This is a genomic window from Spirillospora sp. NPDC047279, assembly GCF_040643285.1.
Lineage (GTDB): Bacteria > Actinomycetota > Actinomycetes > Streptosporangiales > Streptosporangiaceae > Spirillospora.
Genome location: NZ_JBEYUA010000012.1, coordinates 59,883 through 79,102 on the forward strand (window position 1 = coordinate 59,883; position 19,220 = coordinate 79,102).

Consider the following 19,220-nt stretch of genomic DNA (forward strand, 5'->3'; position numbering starts at 1 on the left):
GGGTCGTGGCAACCCACCAACCCCCGGTGGCTCCGTGGTGGTCCCATGGGTTGTGCCCGTGTTTGGGGGTCGCCCGGGGGGGGGGGGGGGCGCCCCCCCCCCCCCCCCCACCCGACCGTGCGCGCCGGCGTCACCGCCGGAAGGTGTCGCGGGCCTCCTTGGCCGCGTCCTTGGCCTGCTCGCCGACCTGCTTGGTGCCACCGGCCATGCGGTCCTTGCGGCCCTCGGCCTCCAGGTTGGGGTCGCCCGAGTCGCGTCCTGCCTGCTCCTTGGCCCGGCCCTTCGACTTCTGCATCTTGTTCTTGATCTTGTCAAGGAAACCCATGATTCACGCCTTTCGATTGTTTTCGGTACATCACCGCCCCTGCCCACTGAAATGTGTTCCATGCGTTCCGGGCGGACGGCCGGGATTTGCGGCCAGGGGAGTTCAAGAGGGTGATCGTGGCCGGATCCGGTCAGATGGCCGACCAGGGCAGGAGCTGGAACGATCCAGGACTTCCTGACATGGGGCTTGCGCAGGGTTGCCAGATGAAGTCAGGCTATTGAGCACAATTCTCCCCTTGTCGGCAATACGAGGCTTCTTCACGATTCTCATGACTCGGAGCGCGTCACCCGGACACGTTCTGACTCACTGGAGGCACAGTGAGGATGAGACCCATCCGCCCCGTCACTGTCGTGAGCCTGACCGCCGCCACCGCGGCCGCCATGCTGACCGCCGTTCCGGCCGCGCAGGCCGCGGCGGCCCCGTCCGCGACGTCCTCGTCCGATGCGAGCACGCTGGCCGCGGCCCTGGCCGGCAAGCTCGGTTCCCGCAGCGCGGGTTCGTACCTCGACGGCGGCAAGCTCGTCGTCACGGTGTCCGACGCCGACGCGGCCCGGCAGGTCCGCGCGGCCGGCGCCGTGGCCAAGAGCGTCGCCCGCAGCGGCGCCGCCCTCGACCAGGTCACCGCCAGCCTCGGCCGCACGGCCAAGGTGGCCGGCACGGCCTGGGCCGTCGACACGACCACCAACCAGGTCGTCCTCTCCTACGACGAGTCGGTCACCGGCGCCAAGCTCGCCAAGGTGCGCAACGCCGCGGCCGCCCACGGATCCGCCGTACGGCTCGAGAAGGTGGCGGGCACGTTCAGCACGACGATCGCCGGTGGCCAGGCCATCTACACCGGTGGCTCCCGCTGCTCGCTCGGCTTCAACGTGCGCAACAGCGCCGGCACGCAGTTCTTCCTGACCGCCGGCCACTGCACCAACATCGGTGCCACCTGGTACGCGAGCTCGGGCGGCACCGTGCTCGGCACCCGTACGGGCACCAGCTTCCCCGGCAACGACTACGGCATCGTCCGCTACACCAACACCTCGATCGCCAAGCCCGGCACGGTCTACCTGTACTCGGGCTCCCAGGAGATCACCTCCGCCCGCAACGCGGTCGTCAACGAGACCGTCCGCCGCAGCGGCAGCACCACCGGTGTCCGCAGCGGCCGGGTGACCGCGCTCAACCAGACCGTGAACTACGCGCAGGGCAGCGTGTACGGGATGATCCGTACCACGGTGTGCGCCCAGCCCGGTGACAGCGGCGGCTCGCTGTTCGCCGGCACCGCCGCCCTCGGCCTCACCTCCGGCGGCAGCGGCAACTGCACGACGGGCGGCACCACCTTCTTCCAGCCCGTCACCGAGCCGCTCGGCGTCTATGGCGTGAGCGTCTACTAGACCCGGGCGTCCAGACCCGGTCGTCCGCGACCGGGACCACACGGGACGAACAGCGGGGACCCCCGGGGCCGGGCCGACGGCCTCGGGGGTTCTCGTGTGCGCGGGGGTTCTCGTGCGCGCGGGCGGGGCGCGCCGGGGCGTGCGCCTCAGGCCACCTCGGCGGCGAACTGCCGGTAGGCGGCCAGGAAGAGGGTGGTGAGGAGGTCGATGATCTCCTCGATCGAGGCCTCCTGGTAGCCGAGCGTCCAGTCGACCATGACCTCGATGATGCCGCCGGCGAGCGCGAGGGCGCCCATGCGCAGCCGCGGCGGCGCGGTGATGCCGAGGTGGCCCGCGGCCAGGTCGGCGTTGAACTCGGCGAAGTCGTGGATCGCGCGGCGCCGCCGGTCCTCCAGGTCCGGGCTGACGCCGACGACCTCGAGGAAGATGACGCGGGCGACGCGGCGGTCGCCCGCGACCGCGCGGATGAACGCCTCCATGCCGGCCCGTGCCTGCGCCTCGATCCGTGGCTCGGCGGCGCCCACCGCCTCGACCGTCGCCTGCCGGACCCGCTGGATGTGCTCGTCGAAGACCGCGCGCAGCAGGTCGCCGCGGTCCTTGAACGATTCGTAGAAGTACCGCTCGGTCAGCCCGGCCTCGCGGCAGACCTGCTTGACCGACACCGACGCGTGGCCCGCGGTGCCGAAGAGCTCCAGGCCCGCCGACAGCAGCCGGGTCCGCCGGGCGCTCCGGCGCTCCGCGGCGTCGAGCCCGCCGTACCGGCGGGCCTTGTCCGAAACTGCGTCGGCCACCTCGTGCTCCCCATCATCCGTTGAGTAGAGGCCCGGTTCCTCATCTGACACCGTTGCGTGTCAGTTCGTCTGACATGGGTTCATGTCAGATCGTCGGCCGTGCAAGGAGACTCCATGGCGTCCACCGGACAGGTCAGGGATCGCGAGGTCACCGCGACCCGGTTGCTGCGTTCGGCCGCGCGCGCCTCGTTCGACCCCGGGACCGAGGTCGACTGGGACGCGCCGTTCGATCCCACCATGCCCTACATGCCGCCCGAGCGGATCTCGCTCTACGGGACGCCGGCCTGGGACCGCCTGGGGGAGCGGGAGCGCATCGAGCTCTCCCGGCACGAGCTGGCCAGCCTGACCGCGATCGGCGTCTGGCTGGAGCTGAACCTGATGCAGCTGTTCATGCGGCACATCTACGACCTGGACCCGCGGACCGCGCACGCCCGGTTCGCGCTGACCGAGGTCGGCGACGAGACGCGGCACTCGGTGATGTTCGGCCGCCTGCTCGGCAAGCTCGGCACGCCCGCGTACGGGGTGCCGCGCGCGGTGCACAACCTCGGCCGCGCGTTCAAGGCGCTGGGCGGCGGCCCCTCGATGTGGGCGATCTTCCTGGTCGGCGAGGAGCTCTTCGACCGGTTCCAGCGCGAGACGATGGACGACGAGCGCGTGCAGCCGGTCGTCCGCACGATCAGCCGCATCCACGTCGTGGAGGAGGCCCGGCACGTGCGGTACGCGCGGGAGGAGATCGTGCGCAGCATGGACGGCGTCGGCCGGGCCCGGCAGGCCCTGCACCGGGCCGTCGCCGCGTTCGGCGCCACCGCCGCGATGGAGTACATGGTCGACCCCGAGGTCTATCGCAGCGTCGGCATCCCGCCGCACGTCGGCCGGCGGATCGCGCTGGCCAACCCGCACCACCAGGACACCCGCCTCTGGATGGGGGAGAAGATCGTCCCGTTCCTGGCCGAGCTCGGGATGGTGAGCGGCCCGCTCTGGCGCCGGGCCGGGCTGGTGCGCTGAACGCCTCGCGTTCACCTGGGTGAACGCACGCCCCCCGAACGAGAGTTGTCACGTCGGTGACAAGTAGCCCGCGGAGTTTTGCGGCAAATTATGAACCGACGTTGAGAGGGTGTGGCGTTGGATGTTCCGGGTCGTCTGATCGATCTCCGGCTGCCCGTTGACGGCGTGCCGGCCAAGGCCGCGGCGTTGCGCAAGTACGTGCCCGGCATCGCGCGCGACGCCGTCCGCGAGATCGAGCGGGAACTCCCGGAGTACGCGCGCCCGCACGACCCGCGCTACGCCGACGTGCTCGGCCAGACGGTGGAGTGGGTGATCGGCCACTTCATCGACCTGATGATCGATCCGGACGCGCCGTCCGACGAGATCCTCGACTTCCACCGGCAGATCGGGGTCGGCGAGGCCAAGGAGGGCCGCAGCCTCGAGACCTGGCAGGCCGCCATGCGCATCGGCGCGGGCATCGCCGTCCAGCGGCTCACGGCCGAGTCGGAACGGCAGAGCCAGGGTTTCACCCCCGCCGCCACCGGCCTGGTGGCCCAGGCGGTCTTCGTCTACCTCGACCAGATCGCGGGCGCGGTCGCCGAGGGGCACGCCGAGGCCTCGGCCCGCGCCGCCGGGCAGGTCGAGGGGGGCCGCCGGCGCCTGCTCGAACTGCTGATCGGCGCGGACCCGCAGCTCCGCTCGATCAAGGAGCAGGCCGCCGACGCGGGCTGGCCGCTGCCGCAGACCGTCGCCGCGGTGGCCCTGGTCGAGCGCGGCCCGGCCACCGGCCGGCCGGTCCCGCCGCCCGACGTCCTGGTGGGCCTGCACCTGGACGAGCCGTGCCTGGTGCTGCCCGATCCCGAGGGCCCGGGCCGGCGCCGGCTCCTCACCGCCGGGCTGCGCGGCTGGGTCGCGGCGATCGGCCCGACCGTCGAGCTCACCGAGGTGGCCAAGTCGCTGAGCTGGGCCCGCCAGGCGCTCGACCTCACCCGGCGCGGCGTCATCGCCGCGTCCGACCTGGTGGTCGCCGAGGAGCACATGCCGGTCATGGTCCTCATGCGCGACCGCGAGCTGGTCGAACGTGTCGCGGCCCGCCGGCTCGCGCCCCTCCAGGAGGCCCGCCCGGTGCACCGGCGGCGGCTCGCCGAGACGTTGCTCGCCGCGCTCGAATGCGGCTTCAACGCGACCGAGGTGGCGGCGCGCCTCCAGGTGCACCCGCAGACCATCCGCTACCGCATGCGCCAGCTCGAGGGCCTCTTCGGCACCGACCTGGCCGACCCGGCGCACCGCCTCGAACTGCACATGGTCGTCTACGCCTGGCTGCTGGCCGACGCCCGGGCCGAGCCCGGCGCCGGCGGGTAGGGTCGGATCATGGGTTCCGGCTTCGTCTGACGCTGACGCGCCAGGGCTCCGCCGTCGTCTCGGCATCGCCGTGCACCCCACCGAGACGACCCAAGGAGACCCGAGTGTTCAGCCATGACGACATCGCGCACTACGAGGCCTTCGGCTTCGTGGTGCTCCGCGGCCTGCTCACGGCCGGCGAGGCGGCCCGCCTCCGCGCCGAGGTGACCACCGAGCTGCGCGCCGCGTTCGGCGGGATCGGCACCGCCCCCGGCGACGAGGGCGGCATCCCCGGCGACTACCTGCCGCTGGCGGTCGACCGCGCGCCGTTCGCGCAGTCGCTGATCGCCGACGACCCGCGCTTCTACCAGGGCGCCACCGAGCTGTGCGGGACGATGACGGTGCCGGCCGGTCCGGGCATCGCGACCTGCTTCACCGGCAACGCCGGTTGGCACACCGACGTCGGGCCCGACGTGCGCGGGATCAAGTTCCTCCTGCATCTCGACCCGCGTACCGCCGCGACCGGCGCGCTGCGCGTCATCTCCGGCTCGCACGACCCGGCCTTCGCCCGGCGGGTCGAGCGGTACCTGGCCCGGGACCCCGCCAACCAGGGCTTCCTCCCGGGGCTGCCCGTCCCGGACACGGCCCTGGAGACCGAGCCCGGCGACGTGCTGGCGTTCGACGCGCACCTCCATCACTCGTCCCGGGGCGGCGACCGGCGTGTCGCCTGGTCGGTCGAGTACCTGGAATGGCCGGGTGCCGCCGGCGAGGAGCGCAGGCGGACCGTGCGCGGCCTGATCGACTGCGACGGCGACCACGACGACGTGGACACCGGCCGCTGGCCGGTGTGGCGCGAGTGGGCGGCCGGCGCCGCGCACGCGGGCCCGTCGCGCCGCACCGCCCTCGAACGCCTGGAGCTCCTCGGCGTCGGCGGCCTGAGCTGACGGTGCCCGGAACGCTCGGGGTCAGCCCCCGTTCCGGGCGACGATCTCGCGCGCGACGGCGACGAGCGCGGCGTTGCCCGGAGCGGGGGAGCCGTCGGGCAGCAGCAGGGTGTCCTCCAGGCCGATCCGGGTGTCCAGCCCGAGTGACGCGGCCAGGCGGAGCACCGGCCAGGCACCCCCGTGCTCGCCGTGCAGGAGCAGCGGCCGGGTGCTGGGCGCGAGCTCGGTGAGCAGGTCCCGCGCCGTCGTGGCGGCGGTCGCGGGGTCGGTGTCGACGACCTCGGCGAGGACGCGCAGCACCCGGTCGGCGGACGGCCAGCGCAGGAACCGCCGGGCCGCCTCCGTGCCGGAGAAGATGCCCGCCTCGATGCCCACGCCGTGAGCCAGGAGGGCGTCGGCCACCAGGTCGGCGCCCTCCTCGTGCCAGTTGACCGAGGCGTGGTCGGGCAGCACCGACCACGAGGTGACCAGCTCCGCGCGGCGGCGCGGGTCCGGGCACGCCTCCTCCCGGGTGGTGACGCCCACCGGCACGCCGGGCGCGGCGGCCCGCACGGTGGTGAGCGCGGCGGCGACGTGCTCGGGCGCGACCGAGTCGTTGCCCGCCGGGTCCTTGGGATGGAGATGGACGTCCTGCGCGCCCGCCGCGACCGCCTCCCGCACGGAGGCGGCGAGATCGTCCGGGGTGAGCGGCACCGAGTGGCCGAGCGGGCCGTTGGGGCAGACCTGGATCATGGGCCGATTCTCACAGACGCTTTCGGGAACCCCTCGCCTGTTCCGCGCCTGTTAAATCTGCCCGGCTGGCGTTTCGTGTCCGTTTCGGGGGGTTCCGGATGTCCGTGGCGAGGGACATAGTGAGCGCGTCGTCCGCACCGCCGTGAAGGGAAGGGCCCCATGGACTCCGTACCGATCATCGATCTCGGCCCGTGGTTCGAGGGCGGCGACGGCGAGCGGCGGGAGATCGCCGCGAGGGTGGACGAGGCGCTGAGCGAGATCGGGTTCCTGGTCGTCACCGGGCACGGCGTGCCGGCCGGGATCCGGTCGGAGATCCGCGCCGCGGCCAAGCGGTTCTTCGCGCTCCCGGAGGAGGTCAAGCGGCCGTACGCGGTGACGGTCGGCGAGCGCGGCTGGCTGCCGCCGGGCGTGGAGGCCAACGGGTACGCCGAGGGCACCGAGACGCCGCCCGACCTCAAGGAGACCTTCGCGGCCGGCGCGGACCGCCCGATCGGCGACCCGGTCCTCGACGCCGAATGGTTCCTGCCCAACGTCTGGCCCGGCGAGGTGCCCGAGCTCGAAGCGCTCCTCACCGGCTACCTCGACCGGATGCGCACGCTCTCGGACGAGCTGCTGCGGTTGTGCGCCGCCGCCCTCGGCCTGGCCCCCGACCATTTCACCTCGCTGACCGGCCACGCCTCGTACACCCTCAACATCAACCGCTACCCGCCGATGTCGCAGCTCGGCGCGCCCGAGCCCGGCCAGTTCCGGATCGGCCCGCACACCGACTTCGGCACCGTCACCGTGCTGGACCGCCAGGACGGCGTCGGCGGCCTCCAGGTCTACTCCGACGAGAGCGGCTGGGTGAACGCCCCCTACGTCGAGGACTCGTTCACCATCAACACCGGCGACCTGCTCGCCCGCTGGACCGGCGACCGCTGGAAGTCCAACCGGCACCGGGTCCTGCCGCCCGACCCGAGCGCTCCCGACGAGGAGCTCGTCTCGCTCATCTACTTCTACGAATGCGACCCCGACGCGCGCATCGAGTCCATCGGGCCGCCGGTCGGCCGGGTCGCGCACGAGCCGGTGCGCGCCCACGACTTCCTGCTCGAACGGCTCGACGCCATCACGATCGGCTGACCGGCCCCCGCCTGCCTGGAAGGACCCCCATGACCGAAGCCGAGACCGAAGCCGAGACCGAAGCCGAGACCGAAGCCGGGACCGAAGCCGGGACCAGGACCGGGACCCGCGCCGCCGGGACGCAGGATCCGCCCGCGGGCGTCGAGGTCCGGAAGGCCGAGTACGGTGACCGGCTCGCCGCCGTGGAGCCCGGTGGCACCGAGTTCATCCCCTACGACCAGAGGCACGGCACGCCGCTGAAGCTGCTCTGGACCTGGACCTCGCCCAACCTGGAGTTCGCGACGATCTTCCTGGGCGTGCTCGCGGTCGCCGCGTTCGGGCTGAGCTTCTGGCAGGCGGTCGCGGCGGCCCTGCTCGGCACCGGGCTGGGTGCGGTCACCCACGGGATCCTGTCCGCCCGCGGTCCCGGGCACGGCGTCGGGCAGATGGTGCTCGGCCGCATCGCGTTCGGCTACCGCGGCAACGCGCTGCCCGCCGGCCTCAACACGATCGCCGGCGGCGTCGGCTGGTTCGCGGTCAACAGCGTCAGCGCCACGTTCGCGCTCGCCACGCTGACCGGCCTGCCCAAGCCGCTGTGCCTGGCGGTCGTGGTGGTGCTCCAGGTGGCGATCGGGTTCTTCGGCCACAACCTGGTGCACACCGTGGAGCGGTACGCGTTCCCGGTGCTGGCGGTCGTCTTCGCCGTCGGCGCGGTCGTCATCCTGAGCAAGGCGAACTTCTCCGCCCCCGCGAGCGGCGAGGGCGGCGGGCTCGGCGGCTTCCTCATCGCGACCGCCGCGGCGTTCGGCTACGCGGCGGGCTGGAACCCCTACGCCGCCGACTACACCCGCTACCTGCCGCCCGGCACCGGCAAGCGCGCGACCGGGTTGTACGCGGGCCTGGGCATCTTCCTCGGCTGCACGACGCTCCAGATCGTCGGCTCGGCGGCCGTGACCATCGGCGGGGACGCGCTCGGCGACCCGACCGGCACGTTCACCGGCCACATGCCCTCATGGCTGGGCGACCTGACGTTGCTGGCCATCACGCTCGGCGCGATCTGCGCCAACGCCATCAACATCTACTCCGGCGCGATGTCGTTCGTGACGCTGGGCGTGAAGTTGCCGGTGGCGCTCCAGCGCGCCGCCGCGGCGCTGGCCTTCGGCGTGATCGGCCTGGTCGTGGCCTACTTCGGGCTGGAGGACGCGGGCCACGACTACGAGGCGTTCCTGCTGATCATCGCGTACTGGGTCGCGCCCTGGCTGGGCGTGGTGCTCACCGACCAGTGGCTGCGGCGCGGCACGCCGATGGACGAGGCGCGGCTGTTCGACAGGTCCTACGCCAACCACGCGGGACCGATCGCCATGCTCGCCGGCGTGGTGATCTCGGTGTGGCTGTTCTCCAACCAGCAGAAGTACACCGGGCCGGTACCGGACGCCTGGCCGTCGATCGGCGACATCACCGCGCTGGTCGGCTTCCTGCTCGCCGCGGCCCTGTACGCGCTGCTCGTGCGCGTCCTGCCCGCGTCCCATCGTGACAAGACAGTCGACGAGCCGGCTCACAAGGAGGCGGCGGACCCCCAGGTCACGTGAGATCCCCGAGGGACGCGCCCGTCCGGCCGTAGGCCTTGTCGGCGGACGTCGGGCCGGACGAGCGCACCAGCACCGGCGCGCCCGCCACCTCCTCGACGGTCCGCACGACATCGCCGAGCGGCTCGTACACCGGCCGCGCGGTCAGCAGCCGCCGGGTGAGCGCGGCCTGCCGGTCGAGGTCGCGCGCCGGGCCGGCCGGCAGCCGCTCCACCCGCCGCCCGCCCATCTCGTACGCGCGGCACACCATCAGGTCGTCGCGCTCGCGCGCCATGTCGAGGTGCGTCACGGCCAGCGCGTCGACCCCGCCGGCGACCTCCAGCGCGTACCTCAGCGCCACCGCGTCCAGGTGCCCGACCCGGAACGCGCCCTGCCAGCGGCCGTGCGCGTTGTGCCGGTCGGGCAGGTCGACGGTCAGCGCCGGGTCCTCGGTCACGAACGGGCCCGGCCCGTGCCGCGTCGCGTACGCGCGCAGCACGCCGAGCCGCAGCCCGTCCGCGCCCGCCTCGGCCAGCAGCGTCTCGGCGTTGGCGAACGTGGTGGTCGACCAGGTGGTGTACGGGTGGAAGCCGCGCCACTCGTCCAGCAGCACGCCCTGGGCGCCCTCGAACACCACGTTGCCGCCGCGCAGGAGCCCGTGGAGGTGCTCGCCCCCGACGAGCCGCACCCGCCCTCCGAACGCCAGGAACACCTCCATGCACTCCCGCACCGACGGCACCGGGCCGCCGCCGGGGAACGACTCCAGGTACCACTCGCGCAGCGCGGCGAGCCGGCGGCGCAGCCGCGCGGGGGAGCGGCAGTCCCCCGCGCGCGGCGCGTCGTCGTGGTCCAGGGCGTACGCGGCGGTCTCGCCGACGCCCATGCCGCACGAGCCGTGCCGTGCCGCGCCCCGGGCCGCCTCCCGCGCACGGTTGGCGGCCTGGTGGAACGGCGTGGTGAGCAGCGCGCCGTCGTCGACCGTGAGCCGGTCGAAGGCGTCGGGCACGCCGACCGCGCGCAGGTGGTCGGCCTCGGCGGCGAGGGCGAGCGGGTCGACGAGCACGAACCGCGACAGGTGGGTGCGCACGCCCGGCGTGAACGTCCCCGACCCGAACTGGGCGAACGTGTGGTGCCTCCCGTCCGGCGCGACGACGTTGTGCGCCGCCTGCGCGCCCCCGTTGAACCGCACCACCGCGTCGACCCGTTCCGGCCCCCGGGCGCAGAACCAGTCGACGACGGTGCCCTTGCCCGCGTCCCCGAACCCCAGATCGGTGACGATCACGTGCCGTCCCATGACGCCCGCCTACAGCCGCGTCGTGGCCGAGGGGGTGGCGCGCAGGTCGGCCGGGGCGGCCGAGGTGGCGACCGGGGCGCGGTCCGCGTCGAGCCGGGCGAGCGCGCGGCCGACCGACGCGCCGGCCGTCGAGCCGGCCTCGTCCAGGTGCCCCAGGCCCTCGCCCAGGTCGATGGCGTCCTCCGCGAGCCCGATGGTGAGCGCGATCGTCTCGGCCGCCGCGCCCAGGTCGTCCAGGTAGAGCACGTGCTGGCCGAGGAGCCCCTGCCAGAAGTCGCGCAGCTCCCGGCTCGCCGAGTGGTAGCCGCCCTCGGGGATGATGAAGTACACCTCGTACATCCGCTGGAGCTCGCGCAACATCTCCTCGACCGGGACGTCCCCTTCGAGCTCGCCGCCGATCACCTTGCCGACCTCGCGCCGCTTGACCTTCGGGTAGGCCAGCTCATCGCCGATCATGAACAGGTAGCCCCGCTTGCCGCGCTTCTCGTAGCAGTCGATCGCGGTGTGCCGGGCCATGAAGTACATGCCGAGCTCGTACGACTCGGTCATCTGGCCGCCGCCGCCGCTCTCCAGGTAGATCTTGCCGAGGTCGTCGTCCATGCGGTTGTCGGACTCGAACTGGCCGACCTGCAGCGGCGCCCGGTCGCAGGTCGCGTCGCCGATCGCGCCGAACAGGATCTGCGGGTGCTCGAGGTAGCCCTTGCGCAGCAGCAGGCCGAGCAGGTCGGGCAGCTTGGTCTGCAGCGTGCGCGGAACGGTGCCCATCGAGCCGGTGACGTCGAACAGCACCGCGACGGCGACCGAGTCGGGGTGGTCGTCGGAGTCCCGGCTCTCCCGCACGGTCACGCCGTACGGGTCGAGGTCGGGGTGGACCTTGGCGGCGCCGCTGTCGCTGTAGGCGAAGGCGCTGGCGCCGCTGGCCGCGCGATAGCTCGCGGCGGCGTCGTAGACGTCGGTGGACCAGTGTCCGCTTCCCATGGTGTTCCTCCTCAGATCGCAGAAGTGGGGGTCGGTTCGGGGGCCGGCATGTGGAACGGGCGGAACCGCCGCGGTCCGTACAGCCGGTCGAGCAGGTCGTCGAACTCGCCCAGCAGCCGCCAGGCGTCGTCCGGGCGGCGTTTCCGCGAGCTCAGCAGGCAGCCCTTGGCGAACATCCGCATCGCCTTGGGCGCCGTGCCGTCCGGGCCGGTCCCGCCCATCAGGTCGGTCATGCACAGGGTCGCCATGTAGATGTCGGTGGCCGCGCTGGCCCGTTCCCTCGCCGGGACCTCGGGCGGGTACCAGGAGGTGTAACGGTCGACCATCGCCGGGACGCGCCCGGTGGCGTCGGCGTACGAGTAGCAGCCCGGCACCGAGTAGCACCAGTCGACCAGCACCAGCCCGTGCTTCTCCGGATGGACGAGCACGTGCTCGGGCAGCACCGCGCCGTGCAGCACGCCCGCGCGGTGCGCGAAGCCGAGCGCGACCAGCAGCCGCCGCCACATCCACGCCGCGTCGCGCGGGTCGACGCCGCCCGGGTAGGCGGCGCGCACCTCGGCCAGGCTGCGGAAGCCGCCGAGCGCCTCGATCACGTTGGCCTGCCGCCGCACGCCGGTGGCGTCGTCACGGTGCCGGAACGACTCGACCAGCTTCGGCACGTACGCCCGGTACCGTTCGTCGCCGTCCTCGGGCAGCTGCCGCAGCGCGACCGCCTCACGTTCCAGCAGGTCGCTGTCGCGGGGGTCGCGCGGCAGCTTGATGACCGCCTCGCGGTTCCCGTCGTAGGTCGCGTGGTAGAGGTTGGCCAGGTCGCCGTCGGCGGTGAGGTGGTCGAGCCGGTACGAGTGGCGGCGGGTGGAGATGGTGTCGGCGTCGGCGCGGGTGTGGGCGCGCCAGAGCGCGTTGAGCCGGCCGAACGCGTCGCGGGTGCGGCCGCCGGTGGCGTCCGGGTGGACGAGCCGGGCCAGCCGCCGGTAGGTCCGGGTGGCCTCGGCCAGGTCGTCGCCGAACAGGTCGGAGGCGGTACGGGCCCGGTCGAGCCGCGCCAGCGCCTCGTCCAGCTCACGGTCGGCGGCGGAGCCGCCTCGGGGGGTGGGGGGGGTCGTCCCCCCTCGGGTGGTGCGGTCGGCGGCGGAGCCGCCTCGGGGGGTGCGGGGGGTCGTCCCCCCTCGGGTGGTGCGGTCGGCGGCGGAGCCGCCTCGGGGGGCGTGGTCGGTGGTCATCTGATCTCCTCCTCCCGGCTGGGCCGGAGCAGGGCGGGGTGCAAGAGGCGGGCGTCGCCCGCGCGGTAGAGCTTGGGCCGGGGGCCGCCGCGCCGGCCGACCTTGTCGGAGGTGGTTCCGGTGCCCTCGACGAATCCGGGCACCGACAGGACCTTCCGGTGGAAGTTGCCCGCGTGCAGCTCCTCGCCCCAGACCGCCTCGTAGACGGCGCGCAGCTCGGGGACCGTGAACTCGGGTGCGCAGAAGGCGGTGGCCAGCGGCGTGTACTCCAGCTTGGCGCGGGCGCGTTCGAGGCCGTCGGCGAGGATGCGGGCGTGGTCGAACGCGAGCCTGCGCGTCGTGCCGGGCCGCTGGCCGGCGCCCTCGGTGAGGCCGAGGACGTCCACCGGGACCCAGGCCGCGTCGGCGGCGTCACCGCCCGCCTCCGGGTCGGGGAGCTCGGGCGCGAACGCGAGGTAGGCGACGGAGATGATGCGCATCCGCGGGTCGCGGCCGGGGGTGCCGTAGGTGCCGAGCTGCTCCAGGTGGACACGGCCGAGCGCGCCGGCCTCGGCGCTGAGCCCGGTCTCCTCGGCGAGCTCGCGCACCGCCGCGTCGGGCAGGTCCTCGGCGTCGCGCACGCTGTGCACGAAGCCGCCGGGCAGGGCCCAGCTGCCCTCGAAGGGGGCGTGGCCGCGCCGGACCAGCAGGACGTTGAGCACGCCGTCGCGGATGGTGAGCGCGACGACGTCCACGGTGACCGCGATGGGGTCGTAGTCGCGCGGTTCGTAGTTCGCGAGGAACTCCTGCTCGTCCCGCCGCGGATCCGGGGCCATCCGTCGATCTCCTCGTGAGTCAATCTCAGTCTGAGTCAATCTCGTATTGAGAAGAACGTAGCCCATGCCTCGGCGACGTGTCCAGACCCGAAATGCGAGAGGCCGCCTCCCCGGGTGGGGAGACGGCCTCTCGCGCCGGCGGCGGCGCGCGCCGTTCAGCGGCGGTGCCGGCCGCCCGGCGGCGGATCGTTGTCGTCGTCGCGGTACGGGTCGTCGCGGCCGCGGTCGTTCCGGTCCGTCGCATACCGGTCCGAGGAGTACCGGCCGCGGGTGAACCGGCCGGTGGGGTGCTGGCCGGGTTCGGGGGGGCGCTCCTCGGGACGGCGCGGGTCCGGCCGGCGCTGGTCCGGAAGCTGCTCCTGCGGGCGGTCCCGGAAGTGGTACGGGTCGGAGGCGAAGGCGCCCGTGGACTGCGAACGGCCGACAGGCGGAGCGGGCGGAGCGGGCGGCGCGGGGGAGGGCGTGTGCGTCTGCCGCATGCCGGCCGGGATCGAGCCGTCCGGGTATCCGCCGGGCGGCATCGACGGGGCGGGGTACTCGCTCTGCGCCGGCGAGGCGGCGGGGTAGGCGCTCGCCGGGTACGCGCCGTGCGGCGGCGCGCCCATCGGCCCGCCCATCGGCCCGCCAATGTACGCGTTGGTCTGCGCGCTCATCGGCCCGCCGATGGGCACGTTCATCGGCGAGCCCATCGGCGCTCCGGCGGGCACCGGCGGCGGGCCCGCGGCCTCCGCGTCCAGCAGCTCGCGCAGCCGGCTCTTGCGGCGCCCGTACGCCAGATAGACGACCACGCCGATCGCCATCCAGATCGCGAAGTAGCCCCAGGTGGCGACCTGCAGGTTCAGCATCAGCCAGCCGGTCGCCAGGATCGTCACCAGCACCGTCAGCCCGGCCGCCGGGACCTTGAACGGGCGGTGCAGGTCGGGTCGGTCGCGGCGGAGCGCCAGCACGCCGGCGGCGACGAACATGAACGTGAACAGGGTGCCGACCACGACCATCTGCTCCAGCGTGAGCACGTCCAGCGTCTGCGACATGACGATCGCCGCGCCGCCGGCCGCGACGGTGGCCTTCGACGGCACCCTGTAGCGGCTCATCTCCGACAGCCCGCGCGGCAGCAGCCCGTCGCGCGCCATGGAGAAGGTGACCCGGGTCAGGCTGATGACCAGCACCAGGATGACGGTCGTCAGGCCGAGCACCACGCCCACGTCGATGATCTTGCCCATCGAGTCGGCGCCGACCTGCCCGAAGGCCGTCGCCAGCAGCGGTTTCTCCGGGTCCAGGCTCTTGTACGAGAGCATGCCGACCATGGCGATCGCGACGCCGATGTAGAGCACGATCGTGATGGAGAGCGCGGTGAGCATGCCGCGCGGCACCTTGCGCGGCGCGTCCTCGGTCTCCTCGGACGCGGTCGCGATCATGTCGAAGCCGATGTAGCCGAACGCGATCGCCGGGGTGGCGGCGAGGATGCCCCAGACCCCGAACACCTGCGGGCTGCCGCCGGTGATGCCGCCCCAGATCGCGTCCATCACGGTCTGGCTGCTGCTGTCGGGGGCCGGCTCGGCGGGCGGCACGAACGGGGTGAGGTTGGCCGGCTGGAAGAACTTCAGCCCGGTCGCGATGACCAGGCCGAGCACGATGAGCTTGGCCATCACCATGTACCAGAGCGTGCGCAGCCCCAGCCGGCTGCCGGTGGCCAGCATGCCGACGACCAGCACCAGGATGAGGAGCGCGAAGAGGTCGAAGCCCCTCTCCTGGCCGATCACGCCGGCCAGCGGCTCGGGGATCGGGACGCTGAAGTCGCTGAGCGCCTGGGTCAGGTAGAGCGACCAGGCGCGGGCCAGCACCGACGCGGCGAGGAGCAGTTCGAGGACCAGGGCCCAGCCCACCACCCACGCCCAGAGCTCGCCGAACGCGACGTAGCTGAAGGAGTAGGCGCTGCCCGCCACCGGGATGATCGAGGACAGCTCGGCGTACGAGAGCGCGGCCAGGAGGCACACCACCCCGGCCACCACGAACGAAATGATCACGGCGGGGCCGGCGTTGTTGACGGCCTGCTGGCCCGCGATCTTGAAAATGCCGGCGCCGATCATGACGCCCAGCCCGAGCACGATGAGGTCGCGGGTCCGGTAGACGACCCGCAGCCGGTGCCGTCCCCCGTAAAGCTGTCCGGTCGCCTGCTCCACGGGCAGCCGCCGGAACATGTCATTGCGCATGCGGATGTCCCAGGTCATAGGTGTCCCTTGGCCTGAACCCGCGCCGCTGTTCGCGAGACAGAGCTTGCTGAAGTCCCTAAGAATTCACCACGTATAGGTAAAACCGCAACGTTTTCCCTTGATTCGGGCCGGGTGCGTTCTCTATGGGGATCTTCGTCGCATGTCGGCAGTCAAGATCATTAGAACTTTCGAAATGGCGGAAATCCAGCGTTTTCAGGGGGTCCGGCCGACCTCGGCCGGGATGCTGGCGGTGAATGGAGATCGATGGCACGGTGGGTCCGTCGCGTTCTCCAGGAGGCTCCGTGTCCCGCAGCACGCCCCGCCGCACTCCCACGTTCAGGCCGCGCGGCCGCACCGCCCTGGCGGTCCTGCCGGCCCTCGCGGCCGCCCTCGTCGCACCCGTTCCGGCCGGCGCCGCCACGCCCGCGGCCGCGCCCCCGGCCCCCGTCCAGGCACCCGGCCGGCAGCCCGTGGCCACCGGCTACGGCGGCGCCGTGTCGACGGTGGACCCCGACGCGAGCCGTACCGCGATCGAGGTGCTCAGGCAGGGCGGCAACGCCATGGACGCGGCGGTCGCGGCGGGCGCGACCCTGGGCGTCACGGAGCCGTACGTCGCCGCCATCGGCGGTGGCGGCTACATGACCTACTACGACGCCCGCAGCCGCCGGGTGCACGCGCTGGACGGCCGCGAGACCGCGCCGGGCGCGATGAACGAGCGGTCGTTCGTCGACCCGGCGACCGGCGCGGCGATCCCGTTCGACCAGGCCGTGACCAGCGGGCTGAGCGTGGGCGTGCCGGGCACGGTCGCGCAGTGGGAGCTCGGCCTGCGCCGGTTCGGCACCCGTGACCTGCGCACGCTCCTCAAGCCGGCCATCCAGGTCGCCGACCGCGGCTTCGTCGTCGACCAGGAGTTCCGCGACCAGACCGCGGTCAACGAGGCGCGCTTCCGCGACATCGTCCCGACCCGGCAGTTGTTCCTGCCGGGGGGCGCGCTGCCCGAGGTCGGCTCGACGTTCCGCAACCCCGACCTGGCGCGCACCTACCGCGAGCTGTCCAAGCGCGGGCCGCGCTGGCTGTACGGGGGCGAGCTGGGCCGTGAGGTCGTCGGCACCGTCCAGCGGCCGCCGGTCGACCCCGCGTCCGCGCGCAACGTCCGGCCGGGCCTGATGCAGGCGGCCGACCTGCGCGCCTACGACGCGCTGTCCAAGTCGCCGACCCGGGTCACCTATCGCGGCCTCGACGTGTACGGCATGCCGCCGTCGTCGTCGGGCGGATCGACCGTCGGCGAGGCGCTCAACATCCTGGGCAACTTCCGGCTCGGGCCGCAGGACACCGTCCGGACGCTGCACTACTACCTCGAGGCGACCAAGCTCGCCTACGCCGACCGCGGCCGCTACGTCGGCGACCCGGCCAAGGTGGACGTGCCGCTCAAGGAGCTGCTGTCCAAGGGCTTCGCGCGCGAGCGCGCCTGCCTCGTCAACCCCGGCCAGGCCGCCACCGCGCCGGTGGCGCCGGGCTCGCCGGACGGCGACTACACGCCGTGCATCCCGCCCGGGCAGGCGACCCGGCAGCTGGCGTACGAGGGACCGCAGACCACCCACCTCGTCGTCGCCGACAGGTGGGGCAACGTGGTGGCCTACAACGTCACCATCGAGCAGTTCGGCGGCAGCGGCATCACCGTGCCGGGCCGCGGCTTCCTGCTCAACAACGAGCTGACCGACTTCAGCCTGGCGCCGCCCGCGCCCGGCTCGCCGCCCGACCCCAACCTGCCCGGCCCCGGCAAGCGGCCGCGCAGCAGCATGGCCCCCACGATCGTGCTGAAGGACGGCCGGCCGCTGCTCGCGCTGGGCACTCCCGGCGGGTCGACCATCATCACCACCGTGCTGCAGATCCTGCTCAACCGGATCGACCTCGGCATGGACCTGCCCGCGTCGCTGGCCGCGCCGCGCGCCACCCAGCGCAACACCCCGGCGGTCTTCGCCGAGCAGGCGTTCATCGACCGCTACGGCGCCGCGCTGGCCGCGCGCGGCCACCAGGTGCAGCTCTTCCCGGGCCCGCCGGCCGGCACCATCGGCGCGGCCACCGGGCTGGAGATCCTGCGGCCGGGGCTGGTGCAGGCGGTGGCCGAGCCGTCCAGGCGCGGTGGCGGTGCGGCGCTCGTCGTGTATCCGGCCAGGTAAGACACACGGGGCACGGCTACGATCGGTCGTGGGGGAAGGAGCTTGCCATGGCGCAGGCGTACGTGCAGGTGACCACGACCACCGACTCGCGGTCCGAGGCCGCCGAGCTGGCCAAGTCGGCGGTCACCGACCGGCTCGCGGCGTGCGCGCAGCTCGTCGGGCCCATCGCCAGCACCTACTGGTGGGAGGGCGAGATCGAGTCGGCCGAGGAGTGGATGGTGGTCTTCAAGACCACCGCCGACCGGTTCGACGAGCTCGCCTCCCTCATCACCGAGGTGCACTCCTACGACACACCGGAGATCATCGCGACCTCGGTGGTGGCGGGGAGCATGGACTACCTGGCCTGGGTCACCGAGCAGACCGAGCCCGCGGAGATGGACGAGGCCGTCGACGACGCCGCGGTCGACTGACCGGGATCGCGCCACCCCGTGTGACCCAGGTCATATCGGGGCAATAAGTCATTGATTACTTTGGGTGGTGAGGTGACGGCCAATGGCGGAACAGGTGAGTGACGAGGACTACGGGTTGTTCGGGCCCGGCTCGGTGACCTGGCGGGTCATGGGCGAGCCGGTGCTCATGGTCGGCGGCGTCCGGGCCCTGCTGCTCCAGGCGCTCCACCCGCGGTCGATGTGGGGGACCGCGCAGAACTCCGAGCTGATGGACCCGAGCGCGGCCTGGGCGCGGCTCGGCCGCACCGTCGAGTTCGTGCGCGTCCGCACGTACGGCACGCACGACGAGGTCGACCGCGTCGGCCGCCGGATCCGCAAGCTCCACTCCAAGCTCACCGGGCTCGACATGCGCACCGGCGAGACGTTCCGCGTCGACGAGGCGGAGAACCTCCTCTGGGTGCACATGGGCGAGGTCGACTCCTACCTCGACGTCGCCCGCCGCGCGGGCGTCCCGCTGTCGGGCGCCGACGCCGACCGGTTCGTGGACGAGCAGCGGCGTGCCGCCGAGGTCGTCGGCCTCGACCCCGCCGCCGTGCCCGCCTCGGTCGGCGAGATGAAGGACTACTACGACGGCATGCGGCCGCACATCTGGGCGTGCAAGGAGGCCAGGGTCGGGCTGCGCCGCATGTTCAACCCGGACGTGCCGAGGCAGCTGCTGCCGCTCAAGCTCGCCGCCCCGGCCATCGGCGTGCTGACCGTGTCGACGCTGCCGCGCTGGGCCCGCCGGATGTACGGCCTGCCCGGCCTGCCCACGTCCGACCTCGCCGCCACGCTGGCGCTCAAGGGCCTCTACCGCACGTCGCACGTCATCCCCGAAAGGCTGCGCTACACCCCGGACGCCAAGCGTGCCCGCGAGCTCAGCCGCGAACGCAGGGAGACGGCCCCGGCCTACCCGGTCGCCTCCTGACGTCCCGC

General features: G+C 73.0%; 17 protein-coding genes. 9 read left to right on the plus strand and 8 right to left on the minus strand.

All coding sequences use genetic code 11. From position 1 onward, the window contains the following. Positions 1-130 precede the first annotated feature (130 nt). On the minus strand, positions 131-325 hold the full coding sequence (locus ABZ810_RS28855; RefSeq protein WP_358408625.1) for a CsbD family protein: 195 nt from the start codon (positions 323-325) through the stop codon (positions 131-133). 350 nt (positions 326-675) lie between these two features. Here ABZ810_RS28855 and ABZ810_RS28860 point away from each other — a divergent pair, with 350 nt between their 5' ends. Beyond that, complete coding sequence (locus tag ABZ810_RS28860) at positions 676-1,701, plus strand: S1 family peptidase (protein WP_358408626.1); 1,026 nt, start codon at positions 676-678, stop codon at positions 1,699-1,701. A 146-nt stretch (positions 1,702-1,847) separates the two neighbouring features. Here ABZ810_RS28860 and ABZ810_RS28865 read toward each other — a convergent pair whose 3' ends face one another. Continuing rightward, on the minus strand, positions 1,848-2,492 hold the full coding sequence (locus tag ABZ810_RS28865) for a TetR/AcrR family transcriptional regulator (RefSeq protein WP_358408627.1): 645 nt from the start codon (positions 2,490-2,492) through the stop codon (positions 1,848-1,850). Positions 2,493-2,606: 114 nt separating this feature from the next. On the opposite strand from ABZ810_RS28865, the gene ABZ810_RS28870 reads away from it, so the two are divergent. From ABZ810_RS28870 to ABZ810_RS28880, 3 genes are all read left to right on the plus strand, one after another. Next, positions 2,607-3,497 carry a diiron oxygenase gene (locus ABZ810_RS28870; RefSeq protein ID WP_358408629.1) on the plus strand — a complete coding sequence of 297 codons (891 nt, stop codon included), beginning with the start codon at positions 2,607-2,609 and terminating at the stop codon, positions 3,495-3,497. 117 nt (positions 3,498-3,614) lie between these two features. Then, positions 3,615-4,838 carry a helix-turn-helix domain-containing protein gene (locus ABZ810_RS28875; protein WP_358408631.1) on the plus strand — a complete coding sequence of 408 codons (1,224 nt, stop codon included), beginning with the start codon at positions 3,615-3,617 and terminating at the stop codon, positions 4,836-4,838. A 104-nt stretch (positions 4,839-4,942) separates the two neighbouring features. After that, entirely contained in the window at positions 4,943-5,761 is an 819-nt protein-coding gene (locus ABZ810_RS28880) for a phytanoyl-CoA dioxygenase family protein (protein WP_358408632.1), read from the plus strand. A gap of 21 nt (positions 5,762-5,782) precedes the next feature. Here ABZ810_RS28880 and ABZ810_RS28885 read toward each other — a convergent pair whose 3' ends face one another. After that, the gene (locus ABZ810_RS28885) at positions 5,783-6,493 is read right to left on the minus strand and encodes a 3-keto-5-aminohexanoate cleavage protein (RefSeq protein ID WP_358408633.1); all 711 of its coding nucleotides are present in this window, start codon (positions 6,491-6,493) and stop codon (positions 5,783-5,785) included. 159 nt (positions 6,494-6,652) lie between these two features. On the opposite strand from ABZ810_RS28885, the gene ABZ810_RS28890 reads away from it, so the two are divergent. Further along, positions 6,653-7,612, plus strand: a complete 960-nt coding sequence (locus ABZ810_RS28890) for a 2-oxoglutarate and iron-dependent oxygenase domain-containing protein (protein WP_358408636.1) — start codon at positions 6,653-6,655, stop codon at positions 7,610-7,612. A 29-nt stretch (positions 7,613-7,641) separates the two neighbouring features. After that, positions 7,642-9,180 carry a cytosine permease gene (locus tag ABZ810_RS28895; protein WP_358408638.1) on the plus strand — a complete coding sequence of 513 codons (1,539 nt, stop codon included), beginning with the start codon at positions 7,642-7,644 and terminating at the stop codon, positions 9,178-9,180. Here ABZ810_RS28895 and ABZ810_RS28900 read toward each other — a convergent pair. From ABZ810_RS28900 to ABZ810_RS28920, 5 genes are all read right to left on the minus strand, one after another. After that, on the minus strand, positions 9,173-10,450 hold the full coding sequence (locus ABZ810_RS28900) for an adenylosuccinate synthetase (protein ID WP_358408640.1): 1,278 nt from the start codon (positions 10,448-10,450) through the stop codon (positions 9,173-9,175). The two genes, ABZ810_RS28895 and ABZ810_RS28900, sit on opposite strands and share 8 nt — an antisense overlap. Before the next feature lie 9 nt (positions 10,451-10,459). Beyond that, positions 10,460-11,428 carry a hypothetical protein gene (locus ABZ810_RS28905; RefSeq protein WP_358408641.1) on the minus strand — a complete coding sequence of 323 codons (969 nt, stop codon included), beginning with the start codon at positions 11,426-11,428 and terminating at the stop codon, positions 10,460-10,462. 11 nt (positions 11,429-11,439) lie between these two features. Continuing rightward, positions 11,440-12,651 carry a lipopolysaccharide kinase InaA family protein gene (locus ABZ810_RS28910; protein WP_358408643.1) on the minus strand — a complete coding sequence of 404 codons (1,212 nt, stop codon included), beginning with the start codon at positions 12,649-12,651 and terminating at the stop codon, positions 11,440-11,442. After that, the gene (locus ABZ810_RS28915) at positions 12,648-13,466 is read right to left on the minus strand and encodes an NUDIX domain-containing protein (RefSeq protein ID WP_358408644.1); all 819 of its coding nucleotides are present in this window, start codon (positions 13,464-13,466) and stop codon (positions 12,648-12,650) included. The genes ABZ810_RS28910 and ABZ810_RS28915 overlap by 4 nt, the downstream gene beginning before the upstream one ends. Before the next feature lie 155 nt (positions 13,467-13,621). Then, complete coding sequence (locus ABZ810_RS28920; RefSeq protein WP_358408645.1) at positions 13,622-15,694, minus strand: amino acid permease; 2,073 nt, start codon at positions 15,692-15,694, stop codon at positions 13,622-13,624. 284 nt (positions 15,695-15,978) lie between these two features. Here ABZ810_RS28920 and ggt point away from each other — a divergent pair, with 284 nt between their 5' ends. The 3 genes from ggt to ABZ810_RS28935 all read left to right on the plus strand — a co-directional run bounded on the left by ggt (position 15,979) and on the right by ABZ810_RS28935 (position 19,212). After that, the gene (gene ggt / locus ABZ810_RS28925; RefSeq protein ID WP_358408646.1) at positions 15,979-17,856 is read left to right on the plus strand and encodes a gamma-glutamyltransferase; all 1,878 of its coding nucleotides are present in this window, start codon (positions 15,979-15,981) and stop codon (positions 17,854-17,856) included. Positions 17,857-17,903: 47 nt separating this feature from the next. After that, the gene (gene cutA / locus ABZ810_RS28930; protein WP_358408648.1) at positions 17,904-18,266 is read left to right on the plus strand and encodes a divalent-cation tolerance protein CutA; all 363 of its coding nucleotides are present in this window, start codon (positions 17,904-17,906) and stop codon (positions 18,264-18,266) included. Between the two features lie 82 nt (positions 18,267-18,348). Then, entirely contained in the window at positions 18,349-19,212 is an 864-nt protein-coding gene (locus ABZ810_RS28935) for an oxygenase MpaB family protein (protein ID WP_358408650.1), read from the plus strand. Positions 19,213-19,220: the final 8 nt, after the last annotated feature.

Coding starts and splice junctions, on each gene's coding strand:
- ABZ810_RS28855 (WP_358408625.1), bottom strand. CDS start 325: ATGGGTTTCCTTGACAAGATCAAGAACAAGATGCAGAAGTCGAAGGGC.
- ABZ810_RS28870 (WP_358408629.1), top strand. CDS start 2,607: ATGGCGTCCACCGGACAGGTCAGGGATCGCGAGGTCACCGCGACCCGG.
- ABZ810_RS28885 (WP_358408633.1), bottom strand. CDS start 6,493: ATGATCCAGGTCTGCCCCAACGGCCCGCTCGGCCACTCGGTGCCGCTC.
- ABZ810_RS28890 (WP_358408636.1), top strand. CDS start 6,653: ATGGACTCCGTACCGATCATCGATCTCGGCCCGTGGTTCGAGGGCGGC.
- ABZ810_RS28895 (WP_358408638.1), top strand. CDS start 7,642: ATGACCGAAGCCGAGACCGAAGCCGAGACCGAAGCCGAGACCGAAGCC.
- ABZ810_RS28900 (WP_358408640.1), bottom strand. CDS start 10,450: ATGGGACGGCACGTGATCGTCACCGATCTGGGGTTCGGGGACGCGGGC.
- ABZ810_RS28905 (WP_358408641.1), bottom strand. CDS start 11,428: ATGGGAAGCGGACACTGGTCCACCGACGTCTACGACGCCGCCGCGAGC.
- ABZ810_RS28910 (WP_358408643.1), bottom strand. CDS start 12,651: ATGACCACCGACCACGCCCCCCGAGGCGGCTCCGCCGCCGACCGCACC.
- ABZ810_RS28915 (WP_358408644.1), bottom strand. CDS start 13,466: ATGGCCCCGGATCCGCGGCGGGACGAGCAGGAGTTCCTCGCGAACTAC.
- ABZ810_RS28920 (WP_358408645.1), bottom strand. CDS start 15,694: ATGACCTGGGACATCCGCATGCGCAATGACATGTTCCGGCGGCTGCCC.
- cutA (WP_358408648.1), top strand. CDS start 17,904: ATGGCGCAGGCGTACGTGCAGGTGACCACGACCACCGACTCGCGGTCC.
- ABZ810_RS28935 (WP_358408650.1), top strand. CDS start 18,349: ATGGCGGAACAGGTGAGTGACGAGGACTACGGGTTGTTCGGGCCCGGC.